The sequence below is a fragment of the Candidatus Gracilibacteria bacterium genome (genome assembly GCA_041658685.1).
Lineage (GTDB): Bacteria > Patescibacteriota > Gracilibacteria > UBA1369 > UBA12473 > JBAZZS01.
The window spans coordinates 298,690-314,235 of record JBAZZS010000001.1 but is presented as its reverse complement, the minus strand read 5'-3'; the positions used below and the strand labels follow the sequence as shown (position 1 = coordinate 314,235).

Genomic DNA, 15,546 nt, shown 5'->3' with positions numbered 1-15,546 from the left:
CCAAATTAATTCACGTTTACAAACGTTTTCCTAAAAACACGTCCGTCGTATTTCGTAACCCGTTTTTGATGAAATGAAACCTTTCCTTCCTTCAAAGCAAAAATGGTGTGATCGGATCCGAAATCAACATTTTCCCCGAGTTCGTACACGGTGCCGCGCTGTCGAATGATGATCCCGCCCGCTCGGACGGTTTCGCCTGCAAAGAGTTTTACCCCAAGGCGTTTCGCCTGAGAGTCTCGCCCGTTTTTTGTAGAACCTCCTGCTTTAATATGCGCCATAACAGATTAATTTAAGATTTTTTACTCCGAACGGGGTTACTTTATAAGAAATTTCTCTTCTTTTCAAGAGAAAAATGCGCAAACAAAGGGTTGAGCTGGATTTTAATCTGTAAATCAGGTATAATGGAGTGATGAATTATTGACGAATGATCCTGACTTATGATTCTTTCTCTTTCTCGGCTCCGACTACGTATTTTTTCAGGGATTGTCCTTGTGATATTCCTGTTGACCGGCGTTTTTGGAAATTCAATGGCTTTTGCCCAGGAAACGACAACCACTTCAACTTCAACCGCCACAGTGTCCTCCAATGAGACTTCAACGGATGACTCCTCCAACAGTGCCATGAGTGATTATTTGAGCACCCTCCCCTCCTCCACGATTCGAAATGCTTATCTGTTGATTCGTCTCCAAAATTACATCGGCCAATCTCAACAAAACTACAATTCTCTTGAGGATAAAATGGAAGACACCCGCGCATCGATTGAAGAAAATCGAGCCGCCATTGCCTCGTTAAAAGGCCAAGTGGCGCAATTGGACGGCATGGCCACGGAAACGCAAGAAAAAATCACCAATGTTGAAATCCAAATCGCGGGAAAAGAACAAGACATCATCGAAACCTTGGAAGCGCTCGAATTCAATCAAGTTCAATTGGAAAGCCAAAAAGACGCGCTTTCTTCTTATCTTCTCCTGCTTTACTTTGAAAAAAATCTCTATTACGACGATCTGAATCAAGCGCAAGACATCAAAATTCTTTTTCAAAATGATACGGCATCCAAAGTCCTCCAAAACGGGACCTACATCTCGTTCTTGGAAACCCAGGCCGTGGAGATGGTTTCTGCACTTGAAACAGCCAAACGCAAAATCAAACAACAAAACTATGAATTGTTGGTCAAACGAAATCAATTAAATTCTCTCAAAGAGAGTCTCAATGGCGAATACCGCAATCTTGCGGCGGAATTGGAGGGCAAAGAAAATCTTCTCAAAGAAACCGAAAACAGCGATGAAATTTATCGGGAATTATTTGCGTCGTATAAGGAGGCGGAGGATGCGATTTTGAATGAAATCAATCTGTACCAAACCAATATCGACGCGCTCACGGATCGTATCACGGTGGACGTCCTTTCCCCGGATCAGCTTGCGGTTTTAAATCAAATCAATTCGGACAGCGGCACCACGTTTTTAAATTCCGAGGCTGCGGATTTTTTACAACTCGATTGGCCCGTGTCGCCGGAAATGGGACTCACGGCTTATTTTGACGACCAAGGATATATCGCCACGTTTGGAATGGTGCATCATGCCATGGACGTTCGAATCCCGCAGGGGTCTGTGATTTATGCGCCGGCGGATGGGGTGGTTTATTTGGTGAATGATACCGCCGCGTCTTCAGATGCCAAGACGCGCTTGGGTTACGGCTACATTATTATTGCGCATGAAAAAGGAGTGATGACATTGTATGGACATATTTCCGCGGCCTTGGTTCGACAAGGCGATTTTGTACAAAGAGGACAAATGATTGCTTTAACCGGAGGGACTCCCGGCACGCCCGGCGCCGGAGGACAAACCACGGGCGCGCATCTTCATTTTGAAGTGCTTCAAAATGGGGTTCGCGTGGATCCACTCGAATATTTACCGTTGGATGAAGTGCCGTTTGATTCGTTGCCTGAAAAATATTTAAGTCTACTGCAAACACAACTTGAAAATGCGCTTGAAGAAGAAAACGTTAATCCCGCAGATGTCACGGAAGAAAATATCGAAGCGTTTGAAGAAACCATTCAAGACAGTTTGCCGGACATCGTGACGGACGAGATTAATCAGAGCGATTTCTGGACGCAGGGGGTGAAATAGATGTTATTCCGAATACAGCTCCGCGCAATCCGGGGAAGGATCTTCCCCCGTTAAATTCATATTGACCGTGGATAATCCATAGGTAGCTATACTCCACGAATTAGGCCAGTCATAATTTACGCGTTCGCAAATCGTGTAGGCGTCTTCCATCGATATTTCTTGTTCGGGATATTTGATTAAAACGATTGCCACATTAAAATCTTCCGCCAATTCCTTACCATTATCATATTCATCCAACTGTCGACTTCCGTCGCCGGTGTAATAATAATTCGAACCTGTCCCTTCACACTCCTCTTTTTTCAGAAGAAGATTTTTGAAATCATCCAAGGTCAAATCATATCTTGTGCCGGAATAAAGATCCTCTCCTATCTCAATCGGATCCATAACTACGTAAATTTCTTTTGTTGCCAATTCCTCTTCACTCATCAAACCCATGGCGTATAAATCCATATAATTAAAGGTAAGAGACTCCCTGGTTGTTGCAGGATCGGCCTCGAAAGAATGAGTAAAAGTACCATCATGATTGTCCGTCAAAATCCCTTGTGGAATTCCTGTCTTTTCTCCTTCGCTTACAGAATTCATTATATAAGCCATTACTCCGGACCTTCCGGCTTGAAATAATTCTGTCCAATGACCATTTTCAAAAGCATATTCTACCCAAGGTTCATCTTCATAACATGTTTCGTAAATTGAATCACTCCCTGTAATCCAACCAACCCCCCAAGTATGTCCAAGTTCATGAATAAATATGCTATCAGCACTATCTTTCCAGCTATCGCCAATTTGTTGCCTGTACCTTAAACGTTCTGGATATTCCTCTTGGCAGGTATCATCGCAGTCTTCTACTTTACCTACATTCGTAGGCATATATCTGCGAACATTAAAACCAGATTCACCATTGTATTTCCCTTCATAATCACCCGCATCTATAACCATGATGACATCATAATCATCATCGTGGTTTTCATAAAATTTCTCGACAACACAATCTCCACGAACATTACCGTTTGAATATCTGCATTCATCATCTCCATCGAATTCCAATATTGCCACATTCGGGATGAATGTTGCATTCGTATTCTCGTCAAATGTTAAGCCATCGTCGTTCGTATCATCTCCTACATCATCCCCATTTTCCCCCTCCAAATACATCTCCACGTTGTAAACCAATTGAGCCATTTCTCCGCGATTGATTTCGTCGTCAATGTCGCTATAGATGTAATTAAACAGATCCAAATCCTCGGCCGTTCTTTCATAAGTCACATACCAAGCCCAACTCTCAGAAGATTGCGTCAATTGAATATCATACGTTTCCAAAACGATTTTAAGGGCTTCAGCCAAATTGATGTAATTAGCCGGGCCGAATGTCCCATCGTCATAGCCGTCCACGATATTCAGTTGTTTCGCGTAGCAGACATATTTCGCATACCAATCCCCTTCCACGTCCAAAAAACAATCGGAACCGGTTGCTCCCCCCGGATATTTTGATTCGATGAGAATTTTTGTAAATTCCGCTCGGTTGATTTTATAGTTTGGTTTATAACTTCCATCGTCATACCCTTCAATAACTCCTTTTTCATAGAGATAGTTGATGGCTGGTTCATTTCTGCTCCCGGAAGTATCGTTAAAAGCAAACGCGACGGAAATAGGGATCCCAATCAATAGAAAAACGGCCAACGCATATAACTTTATTTTTTTCATAAATGGATTTTATGGATTTGTGGAGATTATACCATTAAGCTAAACCCATGCGCTTTATCGCCGACCTCCACGTCCATTCGCACTACTCTCGGGCCACGTCCAAAGAGATGAATATTGTGAATCTGGCCAAGTGGGCACAGCTCAAGGGCACGTCGGTGTTGGCGACCGGCGATTTTACGCATCCGCGATGGTTCAATGAATTGCAAGAAAAACTCGAGCCTGCCGAAGATTCGCCCGGGCTTTTTAAGTTGAAACCCGAGTATGAAAAAGAAATCACGCCTTTGGTTTTTGAGCGATGCCGATTGCCTATGCGTTTTATTTTGTCAGCGGAAATCAGCACGATTTATAAAAAAAATGGACGGGTGCGAAAACTTCACAATCTCATTTACGCGCCTTCGTTTGAATCGGCTGCCAAGCTCAATTCCGCGCTTCAAAAAATTGGAAATTTACATTCGGATGGAAGGCCGATTCTCGGACTCGACGCCAAGAAATTGCTTGAAAAAATGCTCGAGATTTCAGATGAGATGATGTTTGTACTGGCTCATATTTGGACCCCGCATTTTTCCGTGTTTGGGTCGATGTCCGGATTTGATTCACTCCGCGAAGCGTTTGAAGAACTGACTCCGCACATTGTTGCTCTTGAAACCGGGCTCTCCTCGGATCCGGCTATGAATGGGAGAATTTCAGAAATCGATAATATTCCTCTCATTTCCAATTCGGATGCGCACTCCCCCATGAAACTGGGGCGCGAAGCCAATGTATTTGAAACCGATCTTTCCTATTTTGCGATTCGCAAAGCCTTGCAAACCAACGATCTTAAAGCGTTCAAAGAAACCCTCGAATTTTTCCCTGAAGAAGGCAAATATCATCTCGACGGGCATCGATTGTGCCAAACGCGAATGGAACCGCAGGAAACGCTAAAAAATAAAGGCCTTTGTCCGGTGTGTGGCAAAAAAGTCACGGTTGGCGTGCTGAGCCGAGTGGAAACATTGGCGGACCGACCTCTTGGAGGAAAACCACCGCGCGCTCGACCGTTTCGCAGCATCATCCCTTTGCCTGAGATTTTGAGTGAAATGGTGGGAACCGCGCCTTCGAGCAAAAAAGTGCAAACCCTTTATATGAAACTGCTTTCGGAATTGGGAAGTGAATTCACGATTCTACTGGACACGCCCCTCGCGGATATTGAGAAACACGGCTCCTCGCTCTTGGCCGAGGGCTTGCGCAAAATGCGCGAAGGCCTCGTGCATGTTCAGGGAGGTTATGATGGCGAATTCGGAGTGATTAAAGTTTTTGACAACCTCATCCTTTTTTGAAAGGATCAATCTATACCCATTCAATCGAATTGGTTTTCTTTAATCCCTCTCTTTTTATGGCGAAAAAGATTTTTACCCTGTCCATTTTATTGGGAACAGCCCTCTTTATTGTGGGTTGCGGAACACCCAAAACCACAGAGCAACGTGTCGGCGATGCTTTGAGTGAACTCGCTTGTCTTTCTCTTGAAACGAACAATAGCTTCACTGCTGATCAAATCGATGAAATCGCTGTCAAAAATGATTTTGTCTCCGGTCAAGAGTTTATAAATTATGTAGCTCATTTAAATGAAAAAGATGATGCGGTGGCAAAAGCCGAAGCCATGTTTGTGATCAATTCCGAGTGCGGACAAGGATTCACGAATATTGATGTCATCCCTTTGACCCGAGTCGAAGAAATCATCTCGAATCTCGTTGGAACGGATACGACTGTGACTGAATAATCCGAATGTCTGCTTGCCAACCCTGCAGTTTTTTGAGAATATCCAGTTACACCAATTCAATCGGATTGGTTTTATTTAACCCCTCTCCGTTATGGCAAAAAAGATTTTTGCCCTTTCCATTTTATTAGGAACGGCCCTCTTTATTGTGGGTTGCGGAAGCCAAACTCCTGCGGAACGCCTCGGCGGATTCTTGGGTGACCTCGGCTGTCTCACCGTTCAAACCGATGCTAATTTCAGCCTTGATGAAATCAATGCCATCGGTTCCAAATATGGTTTTGATTCCGACCAAGCTCTTTTGGATTATATGGCCGGCTTAACCGAAGAAGATGTCACGGCTGCAAAGACGCAAGCCACGACTTTGATCGAAACCAACTGCGGAGAAGCCTTCACCGCCAGTGGTGTTGAACCTTCTCTTTGGCTCGACTTGATTGTTCCGGCTCTCACAGCTACAGACACAACGACTGACACGACCACGGATACAACCGTGACTGAGTAATTTTAAATTTATGATCATTGGCCTTACAGGTCCAATGGCTTCCGGAAAGGGTGAAGTGGTGGAGATCTTCAAGAAATTGGGATTTTCCCACATCACCCTTTCTTCGATGGTAAGGGAGGAGGCCAAAAGACGAAACATTCCGGAAGAACGCGAACGCCTGATGGAAGTCGGGAATTCGATGCGTGCGAAAGAAGGGCCCGGAGTATTGGCCAAACGCGCGCTTGAAAAAGCTCAATCCACTGCGCCGGATGGAAATTGGATCATTGATGGGATTCGCAATCCTGCGGAAATTGAGGCGCTTCATTCAGTTTCTGAGGTTTATGTGATTGGAATTTCTACTCCCCGAGAAATGTTGATTGAACGACTCCTTTCTCGCGGCAGAGCCGGCGACGCGATTTCTCGCGAAGAGATTGCGACTAAATTGGATCGAGAATGGGGGAAAAATGAACCGCCCGAAGGACAACAAGTCGGGCTTTGCATGCAAAAAGTTGATCGAGTCGTCCCCAATGAAGGCACACTCGATGCGCTTGAGAAAAATATTCTTTCCTACTATCATTCGCTTCTCAAATCCTAACTCAAAAAATCATGGACACGCGCCCTTCTAAAGATGAATATTATCTTGATTTAGCCAAGAGTGTTTGCCGCCGTTCCACATGTACGAAAGTGGAAATTGGAGCCGTGATCATTCGGGAGGACCAAGTCGTGGCCACCGGGTATTGCGGAGCGCCTCGCGGCACTAAGAGTTCTCTCGAACACGGTTTTTGTTTGCGCAAAAAACTCGGCATCCCCTCCGGGCATCGTTATGAAATGTGCCGTTCGGTTCATGCGGAGCAAAACGCGATCATCAATGCCGCACGCTCCGGGACAAGCTTACTCGGCGGAGACATGTACATTTATGGAAAAATTTATGGCAACGATCAAACGCAGCCCATTGATGCGTTCCCGTGTTTTATTTGCAAAAAAATGCTGATCAATTGCGGCCTCAAACGCGTGATTTGTTCGCTCAAAGACGGCACGTATAAAATCTTCCAAGTGGCCGACTGGCTCGAAGAATGGGGCAAAAACGACATCATTGATGATGAATTTCAATACGGCGAAAAGACGGAAGAAAAATCAGGAACGGGATTGCCGATGATTCAGTGAGTTAAATTTCAGCACGATATTTATGTTTCCATGAGAACGCTTAATCTTTCCTTGAATTTTTCTCTCATCGCAGCAATTCTTGCCCACACTGCATTTCCTAGTCTCTTTCCCTTGTATTGAATCAAATTTTTTCCTATCAATTCTCTGTGTATATCAACATTGCTTACTCCCTCCGAAAGTCTTGTTAAAATTATTCTAGTACCTTCATCCTTTTCTTCCTCCATTATCTTACGTATTGCAACTCTTAATCTTTCCCTGGCCAAACCTTCCTCTTCTCGTATTAATAAAACTTCTGGGTTGTCCATTTCTAATGGAACGCTCTCTCCTCCGTCTGATCGCTCTCCTTTCGTTCTCCCATTTTTGGGAATTATCGTCCCTCTCCCCCATTCGCTGTTCTCCCTAGCTATTTTCCCTTCTCTAATTCTATGATAATTTTCATGATCGAGGTCTCTAAATAATTTAGTAACAAGACCTTTAACCGCATAATCTTGGAAACCTGCATCCCCTTGCGGGTGTTGATCTGGATCGAATTTAAAAACAACAAAAGTAAATAAAAAATCTTCTGCGCTAGTTTTTACCAACTCTAATAAATCATGTTGCGAAGATTTTTTCCTCATAATATTCATCGCTTTTTCTATAATATCTCCCCTGTATTTCGATGCTAATTGAAGATTCGCTTTTATCCTATTTTTATCTCTTCTAAGAATCCCGCTACTTTCCACCTCATCTTTTTCCATTTCTAAGGCATTTTTTCTGTAATCTCCTATAAAACGTAACATCCGTGGCACTAAAATATGTTCACGGCCTTTTATTATTATTTCCACACAAAGTCCCAAGGCTTCTCTTCTTTCTGATGACTCTTCGATCATTTTTTTAATCAACCCATGAGATAAGTTTAATTTTATAGCTAAATCGCGTACCTTCATGGGAAGAACGTCTTCTTCAGCACAAACTTGCCGATAAGCTAAAGCTACTTCTTCCAATAAAGTTATCATTTTTCTTCCATATTCGCTTCTCGCGCCTGCCCGTAACTTTTGAATTCTGTCTTGAAAAACGAGAGGCTCAAAAGGAATGACTTCATTAGGTAATATTTCCAAACGGATTATTGTTCGAGGATGCGTGCTCCTTTCTCTTCCAATGCGTTTTCGGACAATTTTAAATGGCCCATTTTGCTTTTCTCCATATTTATTACTTAAAATTGCCAAGGCTTGAGATAAGGTGCCCTCGGAAATATTTAAAGCTTTAGTGATTTGAGGATATGTTATGTCTGTATTTATATTTCTGCCCAAAAAATCCAATATTCGACCTGCATGGGTTTGAGTAAAGCGAGTTCCTTCTTTTTCTAAAGCCTGTGCCACTAAAAAATGGATTTTATTTTCTTTGGAAAGAGGGGTGGCTTTTTCAGCTTCTCCGGATGCTGGCTTTTCTGTATAGATCAATCTCCAATAAATTTTCTCTTTAGTTCCAAGTTTTTTGGCAAAGGTTCTTTCAATATAAAAACCCCTTCCTCGAGCTTGATCATTAATCAATGGATAGCAATCAGCCAATTTGTTTAAATTTTGATGTAATGATCCTGGTTCTTCTAAAAGTGTTCGAAAATCATCAGGCCCCATCCACCGTTTCGGATTTATTGCTAACAATTCCATTATTTTTATTACATTCTTGGTCCTTGGGCAAGAAGGAAAATCTTTTTCAATGACTGCCTGAACGCGTTGGTCGACCTCACCTTCCATCAATAAAGGAGGAGAATTTTCCGGGGCAATAAACCCTTGATTACAGGTTAATGTATAGGTGCTTTCAGGATGTCTACCTACAATATGAACCGGAAGGACCCCTTTACTGATTTGAACTCCATACAATTCGTTATATTGATCGGAATCTCTGACTAAACGTTCGGCTCTTGTCCTAAACGCACGTATATTCCCTCCTATTTCGTTTAATAAAATCGTTTCAGGGATCGGGCGACCCTCCGCCCTATCTAAAAATTCAACCATTTTTCTTGCAGGATCTCTTCTGTCTGAATTTCGACTAAAAACTTCTTCGATAAGACGACGGACATTGGGATGAATCGCGGAAATTTCCGAGACTGCTAAACATTCTACAGCCGGTTGTTGAAGCGATGGGGTTAGACCAACAAATTCAAATATTCCCACTTCAGACATATTCTAAAACAAAAAATAAGGTTTGTTATTTTAACAATCCTTATTCAATCTGTCAACCCCTATTTCAGATACAAACGGTTGGTTTTTTAAAACAACGTCGGTTGAAGCTCCTCCTCTTTTTTGAGTTTTCGACGTTCGCGGGCCACGAGGGCTTTCACTTCCACCAAATCCGACGGGATTTCTTCCAAAAACCGAGACGGTTGCATCACGGTTTTTTCTCCGTAAAGAGTGCGTTCTTTGGCGTAAGAAAGATATAAACGGTCCATGGCGCGAGTCATGCCCACGTAAAACAGGCGGCGCTCTTCTTCGAGGTGATCGGGGGTACTTTCATGCTTTAAATACGGCACCACGCCATCCTCAAGCCCGGCCAAAAATACCACCGGGAACTCGAGACCTTTGGCGGCGTGAAACGTCATGAGCCGGACCGCGTCTTTATTTTGATTCGCCCAATCTTCGTCGCTTTTGGTTAGGGCTGCGTCGGCCAATAATGCGTCAAACGCCTCGCGCACCGGAAGATCATTGTAAGCTGTGGCCCAATTCAGCAATTCCAAAAGGAGGTCGTAGCGTTCGTTGCGCAATCCGAATTCGGTCATGAGCTCCTGTAAATGGCCGGAAAGCGTTTTGGTGGTCGAGACCGCGTTGATCCCGCCCCAATTGTGACGCGCCTTCACTTTTTCCAAAAATTCTCGGATTTCTTTATGGTCAAAAAAGCTCGCTTCCCCCACGCGCTCGTACGGGATGCCGGCATGGTCCATGGCTTGGGCAAGGCTTTCCCCCACCGAATGTGTTCGGTACAAAACCACAATATCTTTCCAGGTGTATTCGTGATCCGTGCCTTCGATCAAAGACTGAATGGTTTTCACCACAAACGACTCTTCTTCATAATGATTTTCCGCAGCAATGATTTGAACCGGCTCCACGGTTTCCTTTATGGTCACCGGAAATTCGCCTAAACGATTCGGGTTGTTTTGAATCACGGCGTACGCGGCTTTTGCCACATTGTGCGGGCAACGATAATTTTCATTCAATCGAATCAATGTTGAGTTGGGATAGCGAGTTTGGAAATTCGTGAAATTTTCCCGATTCGCTCCACGGAAAGCGTAAATGGCCTGATCCGGATCTCCGATGGCAAAAATGTTTTGGCGATCTCCTGCCAGCAAATGAAGGAGTCGATCCTGAACCGCGTTGGTGTCTTGATATTCGTCCACCAGGATGTGAAGGAATCGAGATTGGTAGCGTTTTAAAATTTCCTCACTCCCCTCTAATAATTGAAGCGCTTTAAGTAAAAGATCGTCGAAGTCGAGACGATTTTTAGCTTCCAATTCTTTTTGATAGACTTCGGCAAAGCCAGCCATTTCGGGATGGGCGTATCCTTGGTTAAGTCCATTCTTAAATCGGCTCAATGCGAGGAGCACATCGCGCACCTCGAGGCCTTCCAAAGCCGGGAAGGCGTTGGGGGCTTTTTTCAAAAGTTCTCGAACCAAGTTTTTTTGATCGCCTTCGGATACGATTTCGAAATCTTGCGTTCCGGGAACAACCCCCGGATTTTCTCGAATCAACGTGTTCGCCAACCCGTGAAACGTACAAATCATCGGGCTTTCTTTTCCCACAAATTCCTGCAAGGTTTGCACGCGTTCCGTGATTTCTTTCGCGGCTTTTTGTGTGAATGTGAGAGCTAAAATCTGCGAGGGTTTGGCCAGATTTTCTCGGATGAGATAAGCGATTCGAAGGGTCAAGGTCGTGGTTTTTCCACTGCCCGGGCCGGCCACAATAAGAGTCGGACCGCCGTCGCTTTCAATGGCCTGGAGCTGAGATGAATTGAGGGGCATGAGATAAAAAAGCAAAAGTTTATTTTGTCGAGGCCCAGTATAACCATGGTATAATGCCGTCACAATAGCTAACCTCCTTTTTATGGCCTTTCTTGGATTTTTAAGTTTTCTTTTCTTCACTATTTCTCCATTCCTTTTCTTGTATTGGCTGTTCAAAAAAGCGCCCATCACTCCCGACGATTTAAAGGAATTTCGTTTTGCGCCTTTTTTGCCGAGCGCGCTCTTAATGGTGATCATTGCGTACAACCTCTTCCTGCATAACGCGTTTGAATTTTCTTATATGGGCTTGGGAGTGTCGCTGTTTTTTATCGCTTTCTTATTGGCCCTCTTTTTCGCCTTTCCAAAAGCCAAACGCACCGCATTGACGTATGGATTTTTGGGCACCGGGATTTTTGCGTCGATTTTCATCTCCATTCGCGCGAGCGCTTTGGTCCAGTGGATCGATGGACTTACGATTGTGAGCTGTCTTTTAGCTTTGGTTTTCTTTTTAGCGAGTGATCAATTTTTATACAACGGACTGTGGGTGGCGCGAGAAAAAGTTTCTTTTTTTGCAAAAGGACTTCGGCATATTCTTGTGTTTTTTAAATTCGTTTTTTCCCAATCCAAAAGCACGCACAAAACTCGAACGTTTGCGATTGTAAAAACCACAGTGATCACACTGGTGATCGTGGGTGTTTTCGCCTCACTTTTGGCTGCCGCTGACCCTGTTTTTGCGGATTTTATCAAAGAAATTCGAGAAGAATTCTGGGGCCGATTTTTCGCTTCGCTCTTTTTGGCTTTTTGTTTAATGTTGGCTTTGAGTTTTTCTTTCAAAACCGCGCCCAAACCTCCGACGTTTTCCATTTTTTCTTTTTACGATGTGGTGTTGCCCGTGGCGGCGATGTTGGTTTTATTCGCCATTTTTTTGGGCATCCAATGGGAATATCTTTTCACAAACCAAGCCGATTTCCAGAGCCTTGATCTCACGTATTCCGATTATGTGAGAAAAGGATTTATGGAACTTTTATTCACGTCGTTTTTGGGCGGAATGATCGCGTATTTTGTGATTTTAAAAGAACGCACCTTGACCGCGATTTCGCAAATTCGCCTTCTCAAAATTCTCAATGTCTTGCTCGTGGTGGAATTGTTCGCGCTGTTGGCGTCCGCGTTTAAGCGCGACTTTCTTTATATCACGGTGTACGAAGGCCTGACGCGAATCCGTTTAACGGGCAGTGTTTTACTAGCGTGGTTGGTCGGATTTTTTGTTTTGATTCTCTTGCTTGCGTTGTTTCGAAAGATGCAGGAAAAACGACTTTTCCAAGGACTGTGGGTTATTTCTTTGGCTGTGCTTTTATTTTTCAATGTCATGAATGTGGATCAAACCATTGCGAACTGGAATCTGTCCAAACAGACTTCACCGGATTATTTTTACATCAGCAATCTCTCGGCCGATGCCGTGGAGGGATGGGAAGCTTCTTTGTATGCGGCGCAGGATTTTTTACAAACCCTGGTGAATGAAAAACGCGTCCCGACCGATGCGGAAAAGGTCCGTTTGGCGGATTTTTATCTTGCGATTTCCACGATTGAAAATGCTTATAGAATTTCCGTCAATGATTCCGGAGGTTCGATCACGGCCTGGAATTTTGATGTTTTTCGCTCGATTTCCTCTTTAAATTCTTTATTGGGAGATGCGGTCGCCGTGAATGGGAAAGTGGATGGAGCCCGTTGTCTGCTCCGTGAAATCCAAAATTATCAACTCACGTATGGGGTGGATTTGGGGAATGAAGCGGGGAATCGTCTTTACAGTTTTGAATATCCGCTGATGGGAATCGATCGAGCCATTGAAGATCCTTGGCTGCAAAATATTTTATCGAGGATTCTTGGCGATGAGAGCGATGAGCTTGTGACGCAGATAGATACTTATTATGGCGGGGTTTACGATGTTAGCTTTGAGGAATTTCAAAAAGATGAACACGGAATTTTTAAAGACTTAAAGGCGGAGTATGCGGCTGAGCCGTTTGAGTGCTTTTAACAGACACCACTCACGTAGCGCAGCGAAGTGAGCTCCCCGTATTTCATCTCCACGAAGTGAGTGTCCTTGAGAAAAATGCCCCATTTTCAGCCCCATGTTGAATTTTCAATAATTCGCTGATTACTACGAAGCGAATCAAGTTATTGCATGCTTTTAGCCATAGAGTGATATCCCGAGGGTCCGCATTGGGAAGCAATCACTTTGCCTGCCCAATTCTTTACGCTATCTATATTCATCAAAGTCGTTGAAAACTCTTGCTGCTCCCCCCGGATGGATTCTTGTACATACACGGAGAGGACTAATCCTTTCCCGGGTTTAGCTTCGGCTTCTTCTTCGCTAATCTTTATAAAGACAAAATCTCTATTTTCCCCAAACAAGGGAAAAACAATTTTCGTAGAAACTCCAATCCCTTCCCTAGAGGAACTCACGTTTACTCTATCTGCACAACCTTGTTCTTTTGCCACATTGCTTAATGACGCAACCAACGCTTCACTCCTTTGCCATGCCGGGGAAACTTTGATATCTTCGGGGCTTTCTTCTTTAACTTGTTTACTGGTGGCCGGCACAGGGACAAGCGGATGAGATTTTTGGACAACAGAAGGTTTAGACTTAACTGGATGAATTTTTAGAGGGGACGGGGAAGGTGTAGTAGTAACGCTACTGGATGTAGGCGTAAGATGAGGTTTAGAAATGACCGGAAGGTTCATGATCAAAGAACTTAGTTGATGTTTACTCTCCTTGGATTGAAACTCAATCTGCTCTTGCATCCATGAAATTGCTCTATCCATGGGCATAGGATCTAATTTTCCCCTTTGCGGGTTCCCACGGATTGATTCTTCCCAGAACATATAAGCATTGCCTTGTCCGCCTTCTTGAATGCCTAACATGATCGAGTTTCCTAGCTCATCCATAACTCGAACTCTCATAAAAAGCCCAGTCTTGTTCCTATCCGGCCCCACCCTCACTGTATGATTACAACCCGGATATTTTGCTATTATTGCTTTTAACGAGGTCTCCAGCGCCTCAGCCTTTGCCCATGCTTCATCATCAATCTGATCGGTTGGCGTAGGGATAAGTGATTGCACTCTCCTACTCCAAATACCTATCTCTCCTCCTGGAACGACTTTTAAGGGTTGGGAGTCTGCATCATCTTCCGTTTTACGAGGGACTGGTGGAGGAGCAACTTTTGGCGCCGTCTGGGGTTTAGACCGTCGTGCTTGGGGATGTAAGCTTTTGGCTACAATGGCTGAGTCCGAGGGTTGGACCGGTTGTGAAGCCGAAGGAGTTTCTTTTTGGGGTTTTGCTGTGGCGGATCCCTCAGAAACAACTTTGGCCGGACTTGAAGAATTATTTTCTTTGGTCTGTATAGAATCTATTAAATCCAAAATTTTCCATTCTATTTCATGAGCAAAACCCCCAACATCCTTCTCTTTATTTGCATAAAAATGTTTGGCTTTATCCGGATCCGAATTATCGTCCATGGTTGCCGTTTTAAAATCAAATTTTTCCCCTTTTGCCAACGCGTATACGCCCTCATAGGCAGGGTCTCCATCCTCCCATTTCGCTGTTGCAACCGGATACATCACAACATCCGGTTCTGTCATAATCCATTCACCTTCCCCTAATCTTACTATGTAAGTACTAATATAAGGACCTTTCGGGGGTTCGTTACATTCAACCTCCACTCTTTCCACTTCAACCTGTTCCGCTTGATTCGTATCTTTTTCCCCTCCCCCTGTCGTATGGTGCTCAAGGAGGACGGAAAAATAAGTAAAGCGTATATCCCCCGGCTCAGTATCACATAAAGTGGTGTGTGTGAAAGTCCCTTCCATGTAATCAATCTTTCCGGATTCTATCGTTGTTCTAGGAGGAGTGGTTATTAATGAAGTCTTCCCTTGAGCCCCGGATTTCGGCGACCATCTATCTGATTGAATCTCTATACGTTTGGTTATTCTTGGCTCACCCCTAAAAGAAGAAGAAGACACAAAAGTTATAGGACTCCGGGGTTCAATTTTAAGGCTGACATCAGGAGTTATCCCCTTATATGCTTCAAGCGCATAATATATTCCTCTATCCGAATGTGGCATGAAATCATCAGGGTATGACCCATTAAGCCTTTCTATTCTAATATTTTCTGGATCAGCATTAATTGCCGCGATTCCTTGTTCAGCTATTCTCATAGCTCGTCCAAGTTCTGGATCAAAAACGGCAACATCTACGCGTGGATTTTTCCCTTTACCCAGGGCTTCAAGAGAATGTTGCGGATCGTGCGCGCATCCTGCGACCAAACCGAGTAATGGCACTATTTCTCTTAATTTCATGCTTATT

Annotated in this window: 11 protein-coding genes and 1 pseudogene; 7 read left to right on the top strand and 5 right to left on the bottom strand. The window is 43.9% G+C overall.

Annotation, left to right across the window (positions count from 1 at the left end; all coding sequences use genetic code 25):
- Positions 1 to 5: 5 nt before the first annotated feature.
- The gene (rpmA, locus tag WC882_01230) at positions 6 to 278 is read right to left on the bottom strand and encodes a 50S ribosomal protein L27 (protein ID MFA5842286.1); all 273 of its coding nucleotides are present in this window, start codon (positions 276 to 278) and stop codon (positions 6 to 8) included.
- Between the two features lie 249 nt (positions 279 to 527).
- Between rpmA and WC882_01225 the strand changes: the two genes are divergently transcribed.
- Positions 528 to 2,123 carry a peptidoglycan DD-metalloendopeptidase family protein gene (locus WC882_01225; GenBank protein ID MFA5842285.1) on the top strand — a complete coding sequence of 532 codons (1,596 nt, stop codon included), beginning with the start codon at positions 528 to 530 and terminating at the stop codon, positions 2,121 to 2,123.
- A 3-nt stretch (positions 2,124 to 2,126) separates the two neighbouring features.
- Here WC882_01225 and WC882_01220 read toward each other — a convergent pair whose 3' ends face one another.
- The gene (locus tag WC882_01220) at positions 2,127 to 3,824 is read right to left on the bottom strand and encodes an S-layer homology domain-containing protein (GenBank protein MFA5842284.1); all 1,698 of its coding nucleotides are present in this window, start codon (positions 3,822 to 3,824) and stop codon (positions 2,127 to 2,129) included.
- A 47-nt stretch (positions 3,825 to 3,871) separates the two neighbouring features.
- Between WC882_01220 and WC882_01215 the strand changes: the two genes are divergently transcribed.
- The 5 genes and pseudogenes from WC882_01215 (at position 3,872) to WC882_01195 (ending at position 7,072) form a co-directional block, all read left to right on the top strand.
- The gene (locus WC882_01215; protein ID MFA5842283.1) at positions 3,872 to 5,404 is read left to right on the top strand and encodes an endonuclease Q family protein; all 1,533 of its coding nucleotides are present in this window, start codon (positions 3,872 to 3,874) and stop codon (positions 5,402 to 5,404) included.
- Between the two features lie 35 nt (positions 5,405 to 5,439).
- The gene (locus WC882_01210; protein MFA5842282.1) at positions 5,440 to 5,577 is read left to right on the top strand and encodes a hypothetical protein; all 138 of its coding nucleotides are present in this window, start codon (positions 5,440 to 5,442) and stop codon (positions 5,575 to 5,577) included.
- 91 nt (positions 5,578 to 5,668) lie between these two features.
- A complete protein-coding gene (locus WC882_01205) occupies positions 5,669 to 6,073 on the top strand; it encodes a hypothetical protein (protein ID MFA5842281.1) in 405 nt (134 codons plus the stop codon).
- Between the two features lie 10 nt (positions 6,074 to 6,083).
- Positions 6,084 to 6,647: an AAA family ATPase gene (locus WC882_01200; GenBank protein MFA5842280.1), complete on the top strand. Its 564-nt coding sequence runs from the start codon at positions 6,084 to 6,086 to the stop codon at positions 6,645 to 6,647.
- A gap of 11 nt (positions 6,648 to 6,658) precedes the next feature.
- Positions 6,659 to 7,072 (top strand): annotated as a pseudogene (locus WC882_01195) (dCMP deaminase family protein).
- A 164-nt stretch (positions 7,073 to 7,236) separates the two neighbouring features.
- On the opposite strand, the gene WC882_01190 reads toward WC882_01195, so the two are convergent.
- A complete protein-coding gene (locus tag WC882_01190; protein MFA5842279.1) occupies positions 7,237 to 9,378 on the bottom strand; it encodes a hypothetical protein in 2,142 nt (713 codons plus the stop codon).
- An 86-nt stretch (positions 9,379 to 9,464) separates the two neighbouring features.
- Complete coding sequence (locus WC882_01185; GenBank protein MFA5842278.1) at positions 9,465 to 11,207, bottom strand: ATP-dependent helicase; 1,743 nt, start codon at positions 11,205 to 11,207, stop codon at positions 9,465 to 9,467.
- A gap of 82 nt (positions 11,208 to 11,289) precedes the next feature.
- On the opposite strand from WC882_01185, the gene WC882_01180 reads away from it, so the two are divergent.
- Complete coding sequence (locus WC882_01180) at positions 11,290 to 13,218, top strand: DUF4173 domain-containing protein (protein MFA5842277.1); 1,929 nt, start codon at positions 11,290 to 11,292, stop codon at positions 13,216 to 13,218.
- Positions 13,219 to 13,358: 140 nt separating this feature from the next.
- On the opposite strand, the gene WC882_01175 is transcribed toward WC882_01180, so the two are convergent.
- Positions 13,359 to 15,539 carry a hypothetical protein gene (locus WC882_01175; GenBank protein MFA5842276.1) on the bottom strand — a complete coding sequence of 727 codons (2,181 nt, stop codon included), beginning with the start codon at positions 15,537 to 15,539 and terminating at the stop codon, positions 13,359 to 13,361.
- Positions 15,540 to 15,546: the final 7 nt, after the last annotated feature.